This is a genomic window from Streptomyces sp. 6-11-2, assembly GCF_006540305.1.
Lineage (GTDB): Bacteria > Actinomycetota > Actinomycetes > Streptomycetales > Streptomycetaceae > Streptomyces.
This window is the reverse complement of the sequence record NZ_BJOR01000001.1, coordinates 216,949-234,331: the sequence shown is the minus strand read 5'-3', so window position 1 is coordinate 234,331 and position 17,383 is coordinate 216,949. Positions and strand designations below refer to the sequence as shown.

Below are 17,383 nucleotides of genomic sequence, written 5' to 3'. Positions count from 1 at the left end.
TCCTTCAGTTTCACCGTTCCTCGTCCGCCCTGCACCGCATAGGGCCGTCACGCTGTTCCATCAGGGCCGATCGGCTCTTGGCACGGGCATGGGGAGCGAAACACTGGGACGGTGGGCAGTTCGACGGAGTCAGGAGGCCGCCGTGAACGCACACGAGAACCACCGCGCAGAGGCCGAGGCCCGGCGGGACATGCCCTCCCGCCCCTGGAGCCCCGAGGAAATGACACGGCAGGAGAGGCTGCTCCGCTACCTGGGTGTCGTGGCCACGGCCGCCGCACAGCACGCGGGCACCGCGGTCGGCCCGCCCGGCACGGAGGAGCAGGCGCCGCCGGCCGCCACGCCTGCGCCGCGGCCGGCACTCCCCGAACCCGGGGAGCCTGTGGTGCGGGACGTGATGGACGTGCCCGCCGCCTCCCTCCGCGAAGACATGCCGTATCGCGACATCGCCCGCTTGCTGGCACGCGAGCATGCGGGCGCGCTCCCGGTCGTGGACGCCGAGGACCATGTGGTCGGCGTTGTCTCGGAGTCCGATCTGCTGGCGAAGGTCGCCTTCGATGCCTCCGGTCACCGGCCCGGACGCATCGGCAGGCTGCGTGAACGCCGCATGCACGGCAAGGCGCGTGGCGAGACGGCCGCCGACCTGATGACAAGCCCCGCGATCACGGTCCTGCCCGGCGGGACGGTTGCCGAGGCTGCCTGGCTCGCCGCGCTGGCCAGGCTGAAGCGAATGCCCGTCACCGATCACAAGGGCCGTCTGGTGGGCGTCGTGCGCCGTGACGCGCTGCTGCAGGCGCTGATCAGGGACGATGCCGGCATCCAGACGGAGGTGCGGGCCAGGCTCGAAGCCTGCTGTCCCCCGGCGGACCGGGAGACCGTGGACGTGACCGTGCACGACGGCATCGTGGAGCTGACCGGGCGGCTGCCCTCGGCGACGATGGCCCGGCTGGTGGCCCAGGTTGCGGAGATCGCCGACGTCGTCGAGGTGAAGAACCTGCTCACCACCACCTGACCTCGGTAGCCGTCATCGGACCACGGGGAGCGTGCTCCTTCGCGTGGTGTGCACCGTGCGGGCCGGATTCGTACTGGTCGAGGCGAGAGGCGACCACGCGCTGCACAACGGTCCTGCGGAAATCGCCATCAGCCGAACTCGACCACGACCCGTGGCGGTTGCCGCAGCACAGCGGTTCGCGGTCATTCGGCGTCGGCGGCGGTGAGACGGCAGTCCACGCCCACGACCCCTTCGACACCTTGGACCATGCGCGTGGCCAGCGGAATCCGAGCGGACTCCCCGACGCGTCCGGTCAGGGTCGCGACGCCGTCGGTCACCATGATGTGCACGGGCTCGACCGGGGCCGGGAAGAGGACGTCGACGACGTCACGGCGGATCTCGTCGGCGAGTTCGTTGTCCGGGCGCAGGAACACCTTCAGCAGATCGCCACGGCTGACCACGCCTTCGAGCACACCCCCGGTGTTCACCACGGGCAGCCGTTTGACATGTCGCAGGGCCATGATGCGTGCCGCCTCGGCGAGCGTGGCATCCGTGTGGACGGTGACGGCCGGCGTGCTCATCAGCTCCTCGGCCAAGACCGCCCCAGCCTTGGCGAGGTCGGTCAGCCTGCGCAGTTGGATGAACCGGTCGGGGTCGCTGTCCCGGAATTCCTCCTTGGGCAGCAGGTCGGCCTCGGAGACCACCCCGATCACCCGGCCGTCCCCCTCCAGTACCGGAAGGGCACTGACCTTCCACTGATCCATGCGTTCGACGATGTCCTTGAACAGAGCCTTGCGGCCCACCGCTACGACGGCGCGCGTCATCACGTCACCAACCTGGTGCGGGCTGCCGTGCATGCTCTCCTCCTCGAATTCCTCGGCAGGGCCAAGCGCCTGTGTGGTCACGCAAGGCCCCCGCTGCCGAAGGGCGCGTAGAGGTCGAGCAGCCGAATGCGCGAGGCATGCAGCCGCTGCGCGACCACCCGTCCCACCCACACCGCTATGGCTCGGCCGAACTCGGCGTCCTGCGCGCATGTCGTGCGCACCGCCTCGGCGTCGAACTCCCAGGCCCGCACCGGGCTCATCGCCTCGGCACCCAGGTGCCAGGTGTACGGCGGAAAGTGCCAGGACCAGCCGACCAGTTCGCCGTGTCCCAGCGTCTCGATGACGGCGGGGCGGCGGCCGGGCACGTGCAGGTCGAGGGCGACGGTGCCGCTCCGCACGATCCACAGGCGATCGGCGGGGCGGCCCTCCTCGAACAGGCGGGTGCCGGCGTCGAAGGAGACCTCACGAGCGAGGCGCATCAGCCGTTCGCGGTGTACGGGCTCAAGAGCCGTGATCATGGTGGTGGCGGAGGTCATCGCACCGGCTCCCTTCCTGAGCTGTTGATCCCAGCCCGGCGCACGTCCTTGTCAGGCGGATCGAGGACAGCAGGAGGAGACGGGAAGGGCACCCCGCTTCTCGCGGGTCCGGATCGCGCGGTGCCCGGCTGCCGACCGCTTCTCCGCGTCTCCAACCGTCCTTCCCGCCGCTACCAGCACACCGCCGGGACCGCCGGTGCACCAGGGCCGACCGGCCCCATTGCAGGGTTTGACCTGCAGAACCTGCGACATCACCGCCGGAAGCCGGATCGACGATGCGAACTCGCGATCAGCGGCCACCGCCTCCCACCGCCTATCGGCCGGTGCAGGGTCCGGCGAACGGCCGGGCCGCGGTCACTGAGGCTTCGGCCTGTGGGCGGCGAGGCGTTCGCGCGCCTCGGTGTAGGTGTCGGCGTCGATTTCACCGGAGGCGAAGCGGCGGTCGAGGATCTCCTCGGGTGTCTCTGGTGGTGGCGGTGTCTGTGGTGGTGCCTGCCCCGGGCCTTGCCCACTGCCGCGATCCGTGGGGGGCCGCGTGAGGCGGACCACGAGCCCCACCAAGAGGCCCAGCAGCACGATCCACACCAGGGGCATGAAGGCCATCCAGGCCCAGCCACCGCCATGCCAATACCACACTGTGCCCACCTCCCAGGGAGGCTTCCTCTTCCCACCTTCCCTCAGTCCCGGAGGCGGCGCCAGGGCCGTTCGGCACCACTACCACGCGGGTGCCGGCGTCCCTCAGCGGTGACGACCACGACCGATAAGCTGGCCCCGAGATGGGCAGGGACGACGAGATCGAAGCCGATGGCGCGGGCGACAGCGTGGACGCGATGCTGGCCGAGTGGCGGAGCGAGTGGCCGGAACTGGACGTGTCGTCCAGCCAGGTGGTCGCCCGCCTGCTGCGTGCGGCTCGGCTGCTGGAAGAGCGGTTCGCGACGCAACTGCGCCGCCCGGACGGCATGCCCGTCGCCAATGTCGGGGACTTCGACCTGCTGCAGGCGTTGCGCCGCGGGGGCCCTCCCTACGCGCTGACGCCCGGGCAGCTGCGCCAAGCGCTGATCGTCTCCTCCGCCGGCCTGACGGGCAGGCTCAACAGGCTGGAGCGGGAGGGCTGGATCGAGCGTGGACCCTCCCCTGTCGACGGCAGAAGCACTCTGGTCAGTCTGACGGAGGAGGGCCGGGGGAGTTTCGACCGCCTGGTGGAACGGCACTTCGCCCTGGAACGGGATGTGCTCTCCGTGCTGGAACCGGAGGAACGCGCGGGGATGGCGGACGCCCTGCGCAAGCTCCTGGTGTCCCTGGAGGAGGACGCCTGCTGAGCGAACGGCCGAGTGGCGTCAGGCCGATCCCGCCGCCGTTCCGAGGATCACCGCGACGCAGAGCCCGATCAGCCCCATGGTCACCACGGCCAGAGCGACGGCCGTCTCCCGTGTGAAGCGGCGGTGTCGGGCCTCGTACTGAGCCTCGATCTGCCGTATGCGCTCCGCGATCCGGCGGGTGACCTCGCGGGCGTTCTCCACCTGCTCGCGGGCGTACGCTTCCTCGATCACGAGGCGCTGGTCGGTGGTGAGTCCGGGCAGCTCCCAGGCGAAGTCACGCGCTTTGCGGTGCGCCTCCCGGCGGTTGGCCTCGCGGTAGAGGTAGCCCTCGATCTGGTGCATGCCGAGGGCGGCTTCATGACGTGCGTCCATGGACGGCTCCTGAACGTGTGAACGGGTGGACCGCTGCTCAGCGGCGGTCGCCGGCGGTCGTCCGCTCCTCTTCGACGGCGCCACTGACGGCGATCTCGGGATGGGAGAGGTCGAAGGCGGGTGACTCGCTTCGTATGCGCGGCAGCTTTTCGAAGTTGTGGCGGGGCGGGGGACAGGACGTCGCCCACTCCAGCGAACGACCCCAGCCCCATGGGTCGTTGACGGTGACCTTCTCGCCGTACCTGGCCGTCCTCCAGACGTTGTGGAAGAACGGCAGGATCGACAGGCCGAGCAGGAACGAGGAGATCGTGGAGACCGTGTTCAGGGCGGTGAAGCCGTCGGCCGCCAGGTAGTCGGAGTACCGGCGCGGCATGCCCTCGACGCCCAGCCAGTGCTGGACCAGGAAGGTGCCGTGGAAGCCGATGAACAGCGTCCAGAAGGTGATCTTGCCCAGGCGCTCGTCGAGCATCCTGCCGGTGAACTTCGGCCACCAGAAGTGGAAGCCGGCGAACATCGCGAACACCACGGTGCCGAAGACCACGTAGTGGAAGTGCGCCACCACGAAGTACGAGTCCGTGACGTGGAAGTCCAGTGGCGGTGAGGCCAGGATCACGCCGGTCAGGCCACCGAACAGGAAGGTGACCATGAAGCCCATGGACCAGAGCATCGGCGTCTCGAAGCTCAGGGACCCCTTCCACATGGTGCCGAGCCAGTTGAAGAACTTCACCCCGGTCGGGACCGCGATCAGGAAGGTCATGAAGGAGAAGAACGGCAGCAGCACACCACCCGTCACATACATGTGGTGTGCCCACACCGTCACCGACAGACCCGCGATCGCGATGGTCGCGCCGACCAGCCCCATGTAGCCGAAGAGCGGCTTGCGGGAGAAGACGGGAACCACCTCGGACACGATGCCGAAGAACGGCAGCGTCAGGATGTACACCTCCGGGTGCCCGAAGAACCAGAAGAGGTGTTGCCACAGCAGCGCCCCGCCGTTGGACGGGGCGAAGATCTGCGCCCCGAACTTCCGGTCGAACTCGAGCGCGAGGAGCGCGGCGGCGAGCACCGGGAAGGCCAGCAGGACCAGCACGCTGGTGAGCAGCACGTTCCAGGTGAAGATCGGCATGCGGAACATCGTCATGCCCGGGGCACGCATGCAGACGATCGTGGTGATGAAGTTGACCGAGCCGAGGATGGTGCCGAAGCCCTGCATGGCCAGGCCCATGATCCACAAGTCGTTGCCGATCCCCGGTGAGTGGACCGTGTCGGACAGCGGGCTGTAGGCGGTCCAGCCGAAGTCGGCGGCGCCCTGCGGGGTGAGGAAGCCGCCGACGGCGATCAGCGAGCCGAGCAGGTACAGCCAGTAGGCCAGCATGTTCAGTCGCGGGAACGCGACGTCGGGTGCGCCGATCTGGAGCGGCATGATCCAGTTCGCGAAGCCGGAGAAGATCGGCGTCGCGAACATGAACAGCATCACGGTGCCGTGCATGGTGAAGGCCTGGTTGAACTGCTCGTTCGAGATGAGCTGCAGACCGGGACGGGCCAGCTCGGCACGCATGAGCAGTGCCATCAGGCCGCCGAAGCAGAAGAACGCGAACGAGGTGACCAGGTAGAGCGTGCCGATCCTCTTGTGGTCGGTAGTGGTCAGCCACGTGACGCCGGCTCGGCCCGGTAGGCGGCGTCGTCCGGGAGGAGTCGCCTGCGGCGACGAAGCGGGCGGTGACAGAGCGGGCAGGGCCACGGCAATCCTCCATGCGTGCGAGATCTCCGGGCGTGCGGTGCTGACGCACCGAGCGGCCCGGCCTCTGCCAACATATCTCGCTCGCGAGAGAAGTAAATCCGGAGGGTGTCTGCGTTCGGACGTGAAAATGGCGACAGTGTCCGCCGGTTTCGCGACGGGGGCGGCCCGACGGCACGCGCAGCAGGGCGTCGGATACGGAGCGGCCCCCGTCCTGGGCAGGGCCGAAGTCGCGGCAGCCGGAAAGCTGAACGTGCTGACCGCCGGCGACCCCGAGCCACTGGCCCGTGCCCGCCCGGCACTCGAACCGCTGGCCGGGAGGATCTGGAACCTCGGTGACGACCCGGCACGGGCCAACGTCGTGAAGATCGCGGTCAACTTCCTGCTGGCCTCAGCGATCGAGGCCACCGCGGAGGCGACGTCACTGGTCGAGTCGTACGGTGCCGCCGCCGCCGCGTTCGTCGAGCTGATCAGCGGCACGGTCTTCCCCGGACCGGTGTACAGCACGTACGGCGGTCTCATGGCCCAACGCCGTTATGAGCCGGCCGGGTTCACGACGCGTCTCGGACTCGAGGACGTGAACCTCGCCCTGTCGGCCGCACACCATCATGATGTGGCGCTGCCCACCGGCAGTGTCGTACGGGACGCCCTGCTCGAAGCCCTCGCGGCCGGATGGTCCGACCGTGACTGGGCCACGCTCGCGGACATCGCCCGGCGAAGGGCGGGATGCTGACGCGCAGGCCCGCTCCCGGACCGGGGAACACGACTGAGCCGATGACGTGACGGGGCCCGTCATCGGCTCAGTGCTTCCCACCGAGCCCGGCAATTGGAGCGGCGTGTCAGGCGACTTGGGCATCACCTCCTGATGCGCGGGGCGTCCGACCCGTATCGTCCAGACATGGACACCACTGCTTCACCCCGCGTCCTCGTCATCGGGCTTGATCCGTATCGGCTGCCCGGGCCGTGGGATCCCGAGCCGGTGGCCAAGGCGATCGAGGCGGGACTGACCAAGTTCGCCGAGCATGGCGTGGGCGTCGAGACCTGCCTCATCGGCCTTGACGGAAGTGACGACGTGGAAGCGGTCGTCGGGAATGCGCTGCGCGCCCATCCGTGGGAGTGCGTGACCGTCGGCGGTGGCCTGCGGCACTCGGACGATCAAGTCGAACTCCTCGAGCAGGTGGTCAACCTGGTTCGGCGGCACGCACCCGATGCGGCCATCGCGTTCAACAGCACCCCCGCCACTACCTATGAGGCCGCTGCCCGCTGGATCGAGTGACGACACCGGATCACGGGACCCCGGCTTCACCTCCTGGCTCGTCGTCGGGACGCTCGGCGAGCGGACGAATGCCATCCGCAGCAGGTGGGGCGCCGGCCTTTACGCGGTGTTCACCAGCTGATTCCGGCCGCCACCGGCAGGTGGTCGCCGCCGGTGGCGGGCAGCACCCACGAGCTCTCCGGCTCCACGCCTCTGACCAGGATCTGGTCGATCCGCACCACCGGGAACCTTGCCGGCCAGGTGAAGCCGAAGCCGTTCCCGGCCGCGTCCTGGGCCGAGTGCATCTGTGAGGTGATGCCGGCGAACGCCCGGTCGTCCATGGTGCCGTTCAGGTCGCCGAGCAGCACCACCCGCTCGCTCGGATCGGCGGCGACGGCCTTGCCGAGCGCCTGCGCGCCTCTGTCCCGTGAGACCGTCCAGTAGCCATTCCTGGGCATCAGCCGTACGGACCCCAGGTGGGCCACATACACCGTCAGCGGCCCGTGGTCCGTGGCCACCGTGGTGCGCAGCGCCCGGTTGTAGGCCAGCTTGACGTCGACCGGCTTGGTGTCCGCCAGCGGCCCGTAGTCCGTCTCGATGTCGACCGGCCGGGTGTCCGACAGCGGCAGCTTGCTCCACAGCCCGACCGTGCCCTGCACCGTGTGGTACGGGTACGCCTTCGCCAGCTCCTTCTCGTACGTGCCCGTGGCCTGCGGTGTCAGCTCCACCAGGGCCAGCACGTCCGCACCGGAGGCGGCCAGGCCGCGGGCGGTGCCGGCCGGGTCGGGGTTGTCGGCGTTGACGTTCTGCTCGGCCACGGTGAGGTCGCTGCCCGGGCGGGACCTGTCGCCGAGCAGCCCGCCGAAGAGGTTGAGCCACACCACGGCGGGCAGCAGCAGCGCGGCCACCGCGGAGGCGGAACGACGCCACAGCGCCCCGATCAGCAGTACGGGGATGAACAGGCCGAACCACGGAAGGAAGGTCTCCACCAGGCTGCCGAGGCCTCCGCGGTCCGTGATCTGCGCGTGCAGCAGCATGAGCAGGCCGAGCAGCAGCGCCGCCGCCGCGAGCACCGGGCCGCGTTTCCAGGGACCCGGCCGGGAGCCGATGCGGATCGCCCGGCGGATGCCCCCGCGCCAGGTGCCGGCGCCGCTATCCCGGCGGCTCCTTGTTCGTGCTGATGGTGGGGTGTGACGCATACCGCCAGTGAAGGGGGCGCGGTGTTGCCGGCGCGTATGAGATTTCCGATACGCCGACGATATGTGCCGGCCCGTAGCCTCGACAGCATGCGCGTATTGATTGTCGAGGACGAGCCCTACCTGGCAGAGGCCATCCGCGACGGCCTGCGCCTGGAAGCGATCGCGGCAGACATCGCGGGCGACGGGGACACCGCTCTGGAACTGCTGAGCGTCAACGCCTACGACATCGCCGTCCTCGACCGGGACATCCCCGGACCGTCCGGTGACGAGATCGCCAAAAGCATCGTCGCCTCCGGGAGCGGCATGCCGATCCTCATGCTGACCGCGGCCGACCGTCTCGACGACAAGGCCACCGGATTCGGACTCGGCGCCGACGACTACCTCACCAAGCCGTTCGAGCTCCAAGAGCTCGCGCTCAGGCTCAGAGCACTCGACCGCAGGCGCGCCCACAGCAGGCCTCCCGTGCGAGAGATCGTGGGTCTGCGCCTTGACCCGTTCCGCAGAGAGGTCTACCGGGGCGGCCGCTATGTCGCGCTGACCAGGAAGCAGTTCGCCGTGCTCGAAGTCCTCGTCGCCGCCGAGGGCGGTGTCGTCAGCGCCGAGGACCTCCTGGAACGCGCGTGGGACGAGAACGCCGACCCGTTCACCAACGCCGTACGCATCACCGTCTCGGCGCTGCGCAAGCGTCTCGGAGAACCCTGGATCATCGCCACCGTGCCGGGCGTCGGCTACCGCATCGACACGCAACCGGAGACAGGTCACAAGGGAGGCGAGCGTGGATAGAGCACCCGGGTTGAGCGTTCGCCTCAAACTCACCCTCAGCTATGCCGGATTCCTCATGCTTGCCAGCGTCCTGCTGCTCGCTGCGGTGTGGATGTTCCTCCTGCGCTACGTCCCCGATCGTGCGTTCATCGTCCCCGGCTCCACTGGCACCGACACCCACGCGGTTTTTCCCGTCCGGTCCAACCTCCTGCACGTCTTCGCTCCGAGGGCAGCCGCAGTGCTGGCATTCCTGGTGGTGTTCGGCCTTGTGGGAGGGTGGATCCTCGCCGGCCGGATGCTCGGCCCGCTGGCTCGCATCACGGGCGCCACCCGCCTGGCCTCGACCGGTTCGCTCTCCCACAGGATCCGACTGCCGGGCCGCAGGGACGAGTTCCGCGAACTCGCCGACGCCTTCGACACGATGCTGGCACGGCTCGAAGCACACGTCGCCGAACAGCGGAGATTCGCAGCCAACGCCTCGCACGAGTTGCGCACCCCGCTGGCGATCTCGAAGGCACTTCTCGACGTGGCCCGCACCGATCCGAACCACGACGTCGGCGAAGTCATCGACCGCCTGCACGCCGTCAACAACCGAGCGATCGGCCTTACCGAGGCATTGCTCCTGCTCAGCCGTGCTGACCAGCGGTCCTTCACCCGAGAACACGTCGACCTGTCCCTCATGGCGGAAGAAGCAACCGAAACACTCCTCCCCCTCGCGGAAAAGCGTGACGTCACCATCGAGACCCGCGGCGACATCACCCCCACGATCGGATCGCAAGCGCTCCTGCTGCAGCTGACCACGAACCTCGTGCACAACGCGATCGTCCACAACCTGCCCGCGCAGGGCACCGTGTGGGTCGATACCAGCGTCCGCCCCAAGACCGTGGTGCTCACTGTCGAAAACACCGGCGAGAAACTCACCCCAGAGCTGGTCTCGACACTCGCCGAACCGTTCCAGCGCGGCACCGAGCGCGTACACACCGACCACGCGGGCGTCGGCCTCGGCCTGGCAATCGTCAGAACCATCACCCACGCACATGACGGAACACTGACCCTCACCCGGCGCTCCGCCGGCGGGATCCGCGTCACTGTGGAACTGCCCGCGACAGAACCGCACTCCGACAGATAACGAATCACCCCCGGCACCGCGGCCGGCGTCTCGCAAGGCGAGGAACGAGTTGCCGCCGAACTCGACATCCACATCAGTGGCGCGGGGCCGCCTCGGGGAGGGGACGTAGGTGGTGTCGAACCGCTCCAGCGTCGTCACCTCGCCCCGGACCCACACCTCCGCCTCGCCCTCCAGGATCGTCACGTGCTCGTCGCACAGCGCCAAGCGGGCCCACCACCACCCTCGTTGCGGTGTTCGTTCGACCCTCAGCGGTTGCTGAAGGTCACCTCCTTCGAGCCCTCGGCGCGTTCGAAGGTGCCGGCGAAGCCCCAGTTCTGCCAGCCTCCGTCACCGTTGTTGGAGATGGTTCCCCGGTCGATGGAGAACACATCGACACCGTGCACCACCGCGAGGTGTTCGAGGCCGGACACCCCTGAGAAGGAGAGGTCGTTGAACGACTTCACCGCGATGATGTTCGTGCCGGGAAAGCCGCGGCTGTACTCGTCGATCAGTGAATGGATCAACTCGGCACTGTCGCCCGGTACATCGCCGGAGTAGTCGGTACCGGGGTACGGCCCGCCGTCCGTGTACTTCGGCGTCCCGTCGTTGAAGTTGACCGCGCCCGTTCCGGTGGGGACGGAATCGGCGTCCAGGTCGGCGGGTTCCGGCTGCTCGAAGGTCACCTCCGTGCCGTCGCGGGTGAAGTCGCCGTAGAAGGCCCAGTTGGTGTAGCCGCCGTCGCCGTCGTTACTGAACGTGCCCTTGTCGAAGACGTAGATGTCGAACACGGCCCGGCCCGAGTCGATGTCATCCCCCTCCTCGTCAGCGTGGTACTCGTTGGAGTTCAGCCGGTACCTGCCGTGATGGACGAACGAATCCGGCTGCTCGACCCAGTGCGACGACTGCTCCGAGTGCATCGCGACCACGTTGTAGTCGGGGAAGCAGCGGCGCATGTCGTTCACGAGCATCCGGACAGCCTGAGCCGACGCCTCGTTGTCCAGCGGGGAGTACGTGTTGTAGTACCGGCTCCGGTCGGGCAGTTCTTCCCCCTCGGTCTCGCAACCCTCGTCACCGGGCTGCCAGCCCTCCTTCCGTCTGGGGCGGGGCGGCTCTTCGAACGTGACGGTGCGCCGGTCCTCACTGACGTCGAACACGCCGTGGAACCCGCGGTTCTTCCATCCGAGGTCGGCGTCGTCCGCCCAGGTGAACGTGCCGGTCCTGAAGGCATAGACGCGGTACGTCGTGCCGCTGATGCTGACGGTCTCGATCAGCGCCGCACCGTCCATCTGCTGCAGATTGCCCTCATGCGGCTGGGCGATGACGATGTTGTAGTCGGGGAGACAGTAGGCGAGGTCCGCAAGCGCCTCCTGGACCCGCTTCTCCTTGTTCTTCTCGTTGTTGACCTTGTCGATGACGAAGTTGACCAGCCAGGAGTAGCCCCAGGCGGCGGCCGTGCTGACGGGGCCGTTACCCGGAACGGAGACCGACGACTTCGATGCCCGTTCCCGCGGCTCGAAGCACAGATCGGGAAGCGCGTTCCCCTTGCTGCCGTCGGACTTGTCACCGGACTCGCCACCGGGCTCGCCGGTCCCTTCACCGGGGGCGGCCGCGGGCCTGACGGGTTCGCCGGGATCGGACTGCCCGTCGCCGTCGGTGACATCGTTGTCGCCGGCGCAGTCGCTGCCGCCTGCCATCTCCACGACCCGGCATATCTGCTGGTGTGCGGAACTGGAGATGCCGCCCCCGATGACAGTGCCGACCATCGCGCCGACCACGAGGGTGACGAGCCCCAGCATTCCCAGGTACTCGACTGCTGTCTGCCCCGTGCTCGTGCGTACTCCTCGGCGTATTCGGTCGCTGCGGTTCACGCGTCACCTCGTCGTGGCTTGCTCGATCCGGTCACCGGGGGCCGGGCCGTACACCCGCCGGGGACCGAACCGTAACGACGACACCCGGGCCCATGGACAGGGCTCAGAGGCCCATCCCAGGACCCAAATCGGCGGGTGGGGCCCAGTGGTCGGGCCCGGCGCCTCCCGCTGGCCGGGCCTCTACGGAGGCCCACCGGGCAGGTGTCCTGCGAGAAGCCTCTGAGTGCCGGCGGTTGGCGGCCGGGCGGTGGATCGCCTCATCCGGTCTCAGTCGTCAGTCGTCCGGCCCGGCAGGTCGACGCTGTCGCGCAAGGTGACGGGGGTGAGGAACAGCGCGGCGACCACGCCGACCATGGCGATGATCGCGGAAATCAGGAAGATGTGGCCGGTGGCGTCTCCGTAGGCAGTGCGTACGACCTCCTGGACCGGGGCCGGGAGCGCCTTGATGTTCAGGGTGGATCCTCCGCCTCCGCTCGTGCCGGTCTCGATGCCGAGCCTGGTCAGGCCTTCGGTGATCTTCGTGGTCACGGTGTTGGCGAGTACCGCCCCGAGCACCGAGACACCGATCGTGCCGCCGAGGGAGCGGAAGAAGGTGATGGCTCCGCTGGCCGCGCCGAGTTCCTTGAGCGGGACGCTGTTCTGCAGGACGAGGACCAGGTTCTGCATGGACATACCGACGCCGACGCCGACCGTGGCCATGCCGGCCGACACCGCGACGAGAGACGTCTCGTGGTCGATCATGGACAGGCCCAAGAAGCCGAGCGTCAGGACGACGACACCGATCAGGACGACGGGCTTGGGCTTGCCGGTGCTGGAGACGACCCGGCCGGCCACCGTGGAGGAGACGAGCACCCCGGCCATCAACGGCATGGTGAGCAGGCCGGCTTCGGTGGGCGAGTAGCCGCGTCCGATCTGGAAGTACTGGCCGAGGAAGACCGCCCCGCCGAACATCGCCATGCCGACCGCGAGGCTCGCGATGATGGCCAGGGCGGGGTCACGCCGCTTGATGATGTGCAGTGGTATGACCGGCTCGGCGACCCGGGACTCGACCCACAGGGCCGCGCCCAGCAGCGCGACGGCGCCGGCCACCATGGCGGCGGTCGGCCAGGACAGCCAGGCGAACGAGTTGTCGACGAACGTCACCCACAGCAGCAGGAGGCTGACGCCGGCCGCGATGAGTGAGGCTCCCCAGTAGTCGACCTTGGTGTCCGGACGCCGGACGTCCTGAAGCTGCAGGGTGCGGTTGAGGATGAAGGAGGCGACGACGGTGAACGGCAGCGCGATGAAGAAGCACCAGCGCCAGCCCAGCCAGGAGACATCGGTGATCGCCCCGCCGAGCAGCGGGCCACCGACGGTGGACACCGCCATGACCGCGCCGAGGTAGCCGTTGTAGCGGCCGCGCTCCCTGGGGCTGACCATCGCGGCGATGACGACCTGCACCAGGACCTGCAGTGCGCCCATGCCCAGGCCCTGCACCGCGCGGAAGCCGATGAGCTGAGCGGTGTTCTGTGAGAAGCCGGCGCCCAGGGAGCCCACCACGAAGATCGCGATCGACGTCTGGAGCAGGAGCTTCTTGCTGAACAGGTCGGCCAGCTTGCCCCAGATCGGCGTCGAGGCGGTGGAGGCCAGAAGGGTCGCGGTGACCACCCAGGTGTACTGCGACTGCGTCCCGTTCAACGAGCCGATGATCTGCGGCAGCGCGACCGAGACCACGGTCGAACTGAGCATCGCGGCGAACAGCACCGTCAACAGCCCGCTCAGGGCTCGCAGCACGTGCTTGTGGTCCATGGTCGCGGAGCCGTCCGGGCCCCCGGTTACCGCTGTGTGCGCACTCACGCGCAAACCTCCGGATGAAGAGAGAACAAGGTCGACGAGGACAAGGTCAGGGCCGGCGGGAGGACGGCACGACGGCCGTACGTCAACGCGGTCCGGACACGACCGGGATGCCGACTGGCCCAGAATACATGCGCAGTGTGCAATTTTGCGCGCTGCGCAACATAGTTGTCGCTCTCATAGGATGGCGGCACCATGGAGCACACAGCGGGACTACGCGAACGCAAGAAGGCCGCCACCCGGCAGGCGGTCCACGAGGCCGCCCTGCGCCTGACCGTGGAGCGCGGATTCGACGCGGTCACCGTGGAAGAGGTGGCCGACGCGGTGGGCATCTCACGCCGGACGTTCTCCAACTACTTCGCCACCAAGGAGGACGCCGTCCTGTGGGGCGACGAGCGCTACCTCGAGGAACTGGTCGCCGCCTTCCGCGCCCGCCCACCCGAGGAGAGCCCTTGGGCCGCCCTGTGCACCACCGTCCTGGACCGCCTGCCGGAGAGCGGCGCCCAGGAGTGGGAGATACTCGTACGCACCCGGCTGGCGCTGCGCCACCCCGCACTCCTGGCCCGTCAACTCGCCAATCACGCGGGGCTGGAGGCGAGCCTCACCGAGGCGATCGTCGAGCGCTGTCCCACCCGGGACGCGGACACCGCCCTCGACGCCCGGGTCATGGCGTCGGCCTTCCTCGTCGCGCTGCGCATCTCGATGCGCCGCTGGATCGACAGCGATCTCACCGACGACCCGCGTGAGCTCGTCGTCGACACGATGAACCGCATGGCGTGCCCCTTCGTCTGACGCGCCCTCGGGGCGGTGGCCCCTTGCCCTCGCCGGGCCGGCGGGTACCGCGCCGACCCGGCCGGCCGGCGCAGCCGCACCTCAACGCCCACCAGCTGTGACACGGTCAGCGTGGTGCCCGAAGCCGGCGAAGGGGATCCCGCCGGGGAACCACCTTCGTGCACGACCTGGTGGGCGGCGTGCACAGCCAGGGTCGTCCTGACGGTGCCTCCCATCCCCGACAGCGCGGACACGAGCACCGCGGCCGGCGCGGCCCGCGCGGCGCCTCCCGGACCGTCACCGGGGCCGCCGTCGGGGTCAGCGCGCCGCCGCGCGCGGCGGCCGGCCCGCGACCCGGGCCGTATCGCCGGGACCGCCACCCGGTCCTGTGGCGCTGCCCGGGAGCAGGCGGGGTTCACCGGCCACGTGGCCGAACCGGCCGTGGCTCGGGGACCCAGGCCGTACGGCCGAGGCGCTCCTGCACGCGGCGCAGGCCCGGGCCGCGCGCGGACGGCCTGACCAACCCCGCTCGTGTGAGAGCGAATCCTGCCCCGGAGACGCCCCGGAACCGCCGGCTGCCGTCCGGCGAGGTCACCCGGTCCTGCCCGGCTGTCAGCGGGCGCGCGGGAGTCCGACCTGGAAGAGCGCGCCGCCGTCGGGTGCGTCGGTGAGGGTGAGTGTCCCGCCGTGGCGCTCGACGACGTCGCGTGCGATGGCCAGGCCGAGACCCGCGCCGCCGCCGTCGCGGCCGCGGGCCTCGTCGAGGCGGACGAAGCGTTCGAAGACGCGCTCACGGTCGGCCGGGGCGACACCGTGACCGTCGTCGGCGACGCTCAGAACGATCGCGTCCCCGGCCGCCCGCACGGTCACGGTGACCGCGGAGGCGGCGTGCCGCTGGGCATTGTCGAGCAGGTTGCCGAGCACGCGGGAGAGCTGGGTCCGGCTGCCCTTCACCTCCAGCCCGGCGTCGTCGACGGTGACGGCGGGGGCGATGCGGTCGGTGGGGGCCCGCTGCGTCACCTCCTCCCGCACCAGAGCGGCGAGATCCACCAAGGCGTCGGCCGGGCGTTCCCCGGCGTCGAGGCGAGCGAGCAGCAGCAGGTCGGCGGCCAGGTGCTGGAGGCGTACGACGTCGTGGAGCAGATCGGTCGTGTTCAGCAACTCCGGGTGCTGGTGGGAGACTTCCAGCTGGGTGCGCAAGGACGCGATGGGGCTGCGCAGTTCGTGGGACGCGTCGGCGACGAAGCGGTGCTGACGTTCCACCGACTGCTCCAGCGCGGCCAGGGTCTCGTTGGTCGTGCGGGCGAGCCGCGCGATCTCGTCGCGCGAGGCGGGCTCGGGCACCCGACGCGCCAGGTCGCCGCTGTCGGTGATCTCGGCCATCTCCGCGCGGATGCCCTCGACCGGCCGCAGCGCCCTGCGGGTGACCAGCCAGGTCACCGCCGCCACGACGGCGAGCAGGAACGGCAGGCCCGACAGCATCGACCGGGTGACCTGGCCGAGGGTGGCCTGTGAGTCCTCGAGCGAGGTGGCGGCGTAGACGGTGTAGGTGCGGCCGTCGTAGGTGGTTCCCTGCACGGCGGCGAAGGCGTAGTCGTGGGTCTCGTCACCCAGCTTCACGGCGACCGTCTCACGGTCCACGTCCGTGCCGACCCTGCCCCTGACCGGAGCGGCGTCGTGGCCGTGGTCGTCGTCCCCGTCGTCATCGTCGCCGGAGGAATGCCCCGACGACGTGGTGCTCCTGGGAGCCGGAGCGGGGGCGTAGTCCGTGATCGGGCCGCGTTCGTGCAGGTCTTCACTCGCGGCCAGGACCTTGCCCGAGGAGTCGACGACCTGCGCGAGGCGACCGTCGTCGTCGGGCAGGTCCAGCGAGCCGAAACTCCCGTTCAGCGCGGCCTGGGAACCCGCCACCCTACGCGCGGTGACCTCCGACTCCAGGCTCGCCCGGTCGACGAGGTTGTGACGCAGCACGGCGACGACGGCGATACCCGCGGCGACCAGCGCGACGGACACGACCAGCGTGGCCGCGAGCGCCGCGCGTGCCCGTACCGAGGCGAAGACCCTAGGCATCGAGGCCCCGGTCGGCTTCCAGCCGGTATCCGGCCCCGCGCACCGTGGTGATGGAGCGTCGCCCGAACGGCACGTCGATCTTGCGGCGCAACGCGCTGATGTAGACCTCGACGATGTTGGGATCGCCGTCGTAGGCGAAGTCCCAGACGTGATCGAGGATGTCCGTCTTGGAGACGACCTGCCCGGCACGCAGGGCGAGGTGCTCCAGGACCGCGAACTCCTTCGCGGTCAGCGTGACATCCGCTCCGGCCCGCTCCACGCGTCGGGCGGCGGGGTCGACGGTCAAGTCGCCGATCCGCAGTACCGGAGATCCCCCGCGCGTACGGCGGCGCAGCAGGGCCCGGATGCGGGCCTGCAACACCACGTAGGAGAACGGCTTGGTGAGGTAGTCGTCCGCGCCGGTGTCCAGACCCTCCGCCTCGTCGTACTCGCCGTCCTTCGCGGTGAGCATCAGGATCGGTGTGTCGTCCCCGGCCGCCCGCAACTGGGCGCAGATCCGGTACCCGTTCAGCCCGGGCAGCATGATGTCGAGCACGATCAGGTCGTAGTCCCGCTCCTGCGTCATGTGCAGTCCGGTGAGGCCGTCGTGGGCCAGCTCCACGGCGAATCCCTCGGCGGCCAGGCCACGGGCGAGGGCGGTGGCGAGACGTTTCTCGTCCTCCACGATCAGCAGGCGCATGCCCACCAGGGTCCCAGGTCTTCCTGAAGCGGTCTTCAGGTTGCTTCAGCGGGGCTTCAGG

The 17,383-nt window shown here is 69.3% G+C and carries 17 protein-coding genes; 7 read left to right on the top strand and 10 right to left on the bottom strand.

The window, feature by feature from the left end; translation table 11 throughout:
- Positions 1-142 precede the first annotated feature (142 nt).
- Positions 143-1,009, top strand: a complete 867-nt coding sequence (locus tag TNCT6_RS01130) for a CBS domain-containing protein (protein WP_141355683.1) — start codon at positions 143-145, stop codon at positions 1,007-1,009.
- Positions 1,010-1,191: 182 nt separating this feature from the next.
- Here TNCT6_RS01130 and TNCT6_RS01125 read toward each other — a convergent pair whose 3' ends face one another.
- From TNCT6_RS01125 to TNCT6_RS01115, 3 genes are all read right to left on the bottom strand, one after another.
- A complete protein-coding gene (locus TNCT6_RS01125) occupies positions 1,192-1,845 on the bottom strand; it encodes a CBS domain-containing protein (RefSeq protein ID WP_141355682.1) in 654 nt (217 codons plus the stop codon).
- Positions 1,846-1,889: 44 nt separating this feature from the next.
- A complete protein-coding gene (locus TNCT6_RS01120) occupies positions 1,890-2,348 on the bottom strand; it encodes a cyclic nucleotide-binding domain-containing protein (RefSeq protein WP_141355680.1) in 459 nt (152 codons plus the stop codon).
- 354 nt (positions 2,349-2,702) lie between these two features.
- Complete coding sequence (locus tag TNCT6_RS01115; protein WP_253265976.1) at positions 2,703-2,951, bottom strand: SHOCT domain-containing protein; 249 nt, start codon at positions 2,949-2,951, stop codon at positions 2,703-2,705.
- Between the two features lie 173 nt (positions 2,952-3,124).
- Here TNCT6_RS01115 and TNCT6_RS01110 point away from each other — a divergent pair, with 173 nt between their 5' ends.
- Positions 3,125-3,667 carry a MarR family winged helix-turn-helix transcriptional regulator gene (locus TNCT6_RS01110; protein ID WP_141355676.1) on the top strand — a complete coding sequence of 181 codons (543 nt, stop codon included), beginning with the start codon at positions 3,125-3,127 and terminating at the stop codon, positions 3,665-3,667.
- An 18-nt stretch (positions 3,668-3,685) separates the two neighbouring features.
- Here the strand turns inward: TNCT6_RS01110 and TNCT6_RS01105 are convergent, their stop codons facing one another.
- Together TNCT6_RS01105 and ctaD are read right to left on the bottom strand one after the other, a co-directional pair.
- A complete protein-coding gene (locus TNCT6_RS01105; RefSeq protein ID WP_141355674.1) occupies positions 3,686-4,039 on the bottom strand; it encodes a hypothetical protein in 354 nt (117 codons plus the stop codon).
- Between the two features lie 37 nt (positions 4,040-4,076).
- Complete coding sequence (ctaD, locus tag TNCT6_RS01100) at positions 4,077-5,780, bottom strand: cytochrome c oxidase subunit I (RefSeq protein ID WP_141355672.1); 1,704 nt, start codon at positions 5,778-5,780, stop codon at positions 4,077-4,079.
- A gap of 127 nt (positions 5,781-5,907) precedes the next feature.
- Here ctaD and TNCT6_RS01095 point away from each other — a divergent pair, with 127 nt between their 5' ends.
- Positions 5,908-6,510 (top strand): NAD(P)-dependent oxidoreductase, encoded by a 603-nt coding sequence (locus TNCT6_RS01095; protein WP_141355670.1) that lies wholly within the window; start codon positions 5,908-5,910, stop codon positions 6,508-6,510.
- Positions 6,511-6,675: 165 nt separating this feature from the next.
- Entirely contained in the window at positions 6,676-7,053 is a 378-nt protein-coding gene (locus tag TNCT6_RS01090) for a hypothetical protein (RefSeq protein ID WP_141355668.1), read from the top strand.
- A gap of 110 nt (positions 7,054-7,163) precedes the next feature.
- Here the strand turns inward: TNCT6_RS01090 and TNCT6_RS01085 are convergent, their stop codons facing one another.
- Positions 7,164-8,231 (bottom strand): endonuclease/exonuclease/phosphatase family protein, encoded by a 1,068-nt coding sequence (locus TNCT6_RS01085; RefSeq protein WP_141355666.1) that lies wholly within the window; start codon positions 8,229-8,231, stop codon positions 7,164-7,166.
- An 87-nt stretch (positions 8,232-8,318) separates the two neighbouring features.
- Between TNCT6_RS01085 and TNCT6_RS01080 the strand changes: the two genes are divergently transcribed.
- Both TNCT6_RS01080 and TNCT6_RS01075 read left to right on the top strand, forming a co-directional pair.
- Positions 8,319-9,014, top strand: coding sequence for a response regulator transcription factor (locus TNCT6_RS01080; protein WP_141355664.1), 696 nt, complete (start codon positions 8,319-8,321; stop codon positions 9,012-9,014).
- Positions 9,007-10,122: a HAMP domain-containing sensor histidine kinase gene (locus TNCT6_RS01075; RefSeq protein ID WP_141355662.1), complete on the top strand. Its 1,116-nt coding sequence runs from the start codon at positions 9,007-9,009 to the stop codon at positions 10,120-10,122. The genes TNCT6_RS01080 and TNCT6_RS01075 overlap by 8 nt, the downstream gene beginning before the upstream one ends.
- 245 nt (positions 10,123-10,367) lie before the next feature.
- Here the strand turns inward: TNCT6_RS01075 and TNCT6_RS41620 are convergent, their stop codons facing one another.
- Both TNCT6_RS41620 and TNCT6_RS01060 read right to left on the bottom strand, forming a co-directional pair.
- Positions 10,368-11,897: a hypothetical protein gene (locus TNCT6_RS41620; protein WP_141355660.1), complete on the bottom strand. Its 1,530-nt coding sequence runs from the start codon at positions 11,895-11,897 to the stop codon at positions 10,368-10,370.
- A gap of 339 nt (positions 11,898-12,236) precedes the next feature.
- Complete coding sequence (locus TNCT6_RS01060) at positions 12,237-13,757, bottom strand: MDR family MFS transporter (RefSeq protein WP_172633166.1); 1,521 nt, start codon at positions 13,755-13,757, stop codon at positions 12,237-12,239.
- A gap of 240 nt (positions 13,758-13,997) precedes the next feature.
- On the opposite strand from TNCT6_RS01060, the gene TNCT6_RS01055 reads away from it, so the two are divergent.
- On the top strand, positions 13,998-14,594 hold the full coding sequence (locus TNCT6_RS01055; RefSeq protein WP_141355656.1) for a TetR/AcrR family transcriptional regulator: 597 nt from the start codon (positions 13,998-14,000) through the stop codon (positions 14,592-14,594).
- A 591-nt stretch (positions 14,595-15,185) separates the two neighbouring features.
- On the opposite strand, the gene TNCT6_RS01050 is transcribed toward TNCT6_RS01055, so the two are convergent.
- Both TNCT6_RS01050 and TNCT6_RS01045 read right to left on the bottom strand, forming a co-directional pair.
- A complete protein-coding gene (locus tag TNCT6_RS01050; protein ID WP_141355654.1) occupies positions 15,186-16,643 on the bottom strand; it encodes a HAMP domain-containing sensor histidine kinase in 1,458 nt (485 codons plus the stop codon).
- Positions 16,636-17,322 (bottom strand): response regulator transcription factor, encoded by a 687-nt coding sequence (locus TNCT6_RS01045; RefSeq protein WP_141355652.1) that lies wholly within the window; start codon positions 17,320-17,322, stop codon positions 16,636-16,638. Before TNCT6_RS01045 ends, TNCT6_RS01050 begins: the two co-directional genes overlap by 8 nt.
- Positions 17,323-17,383 lie beyond the last annotated feature (61 nt).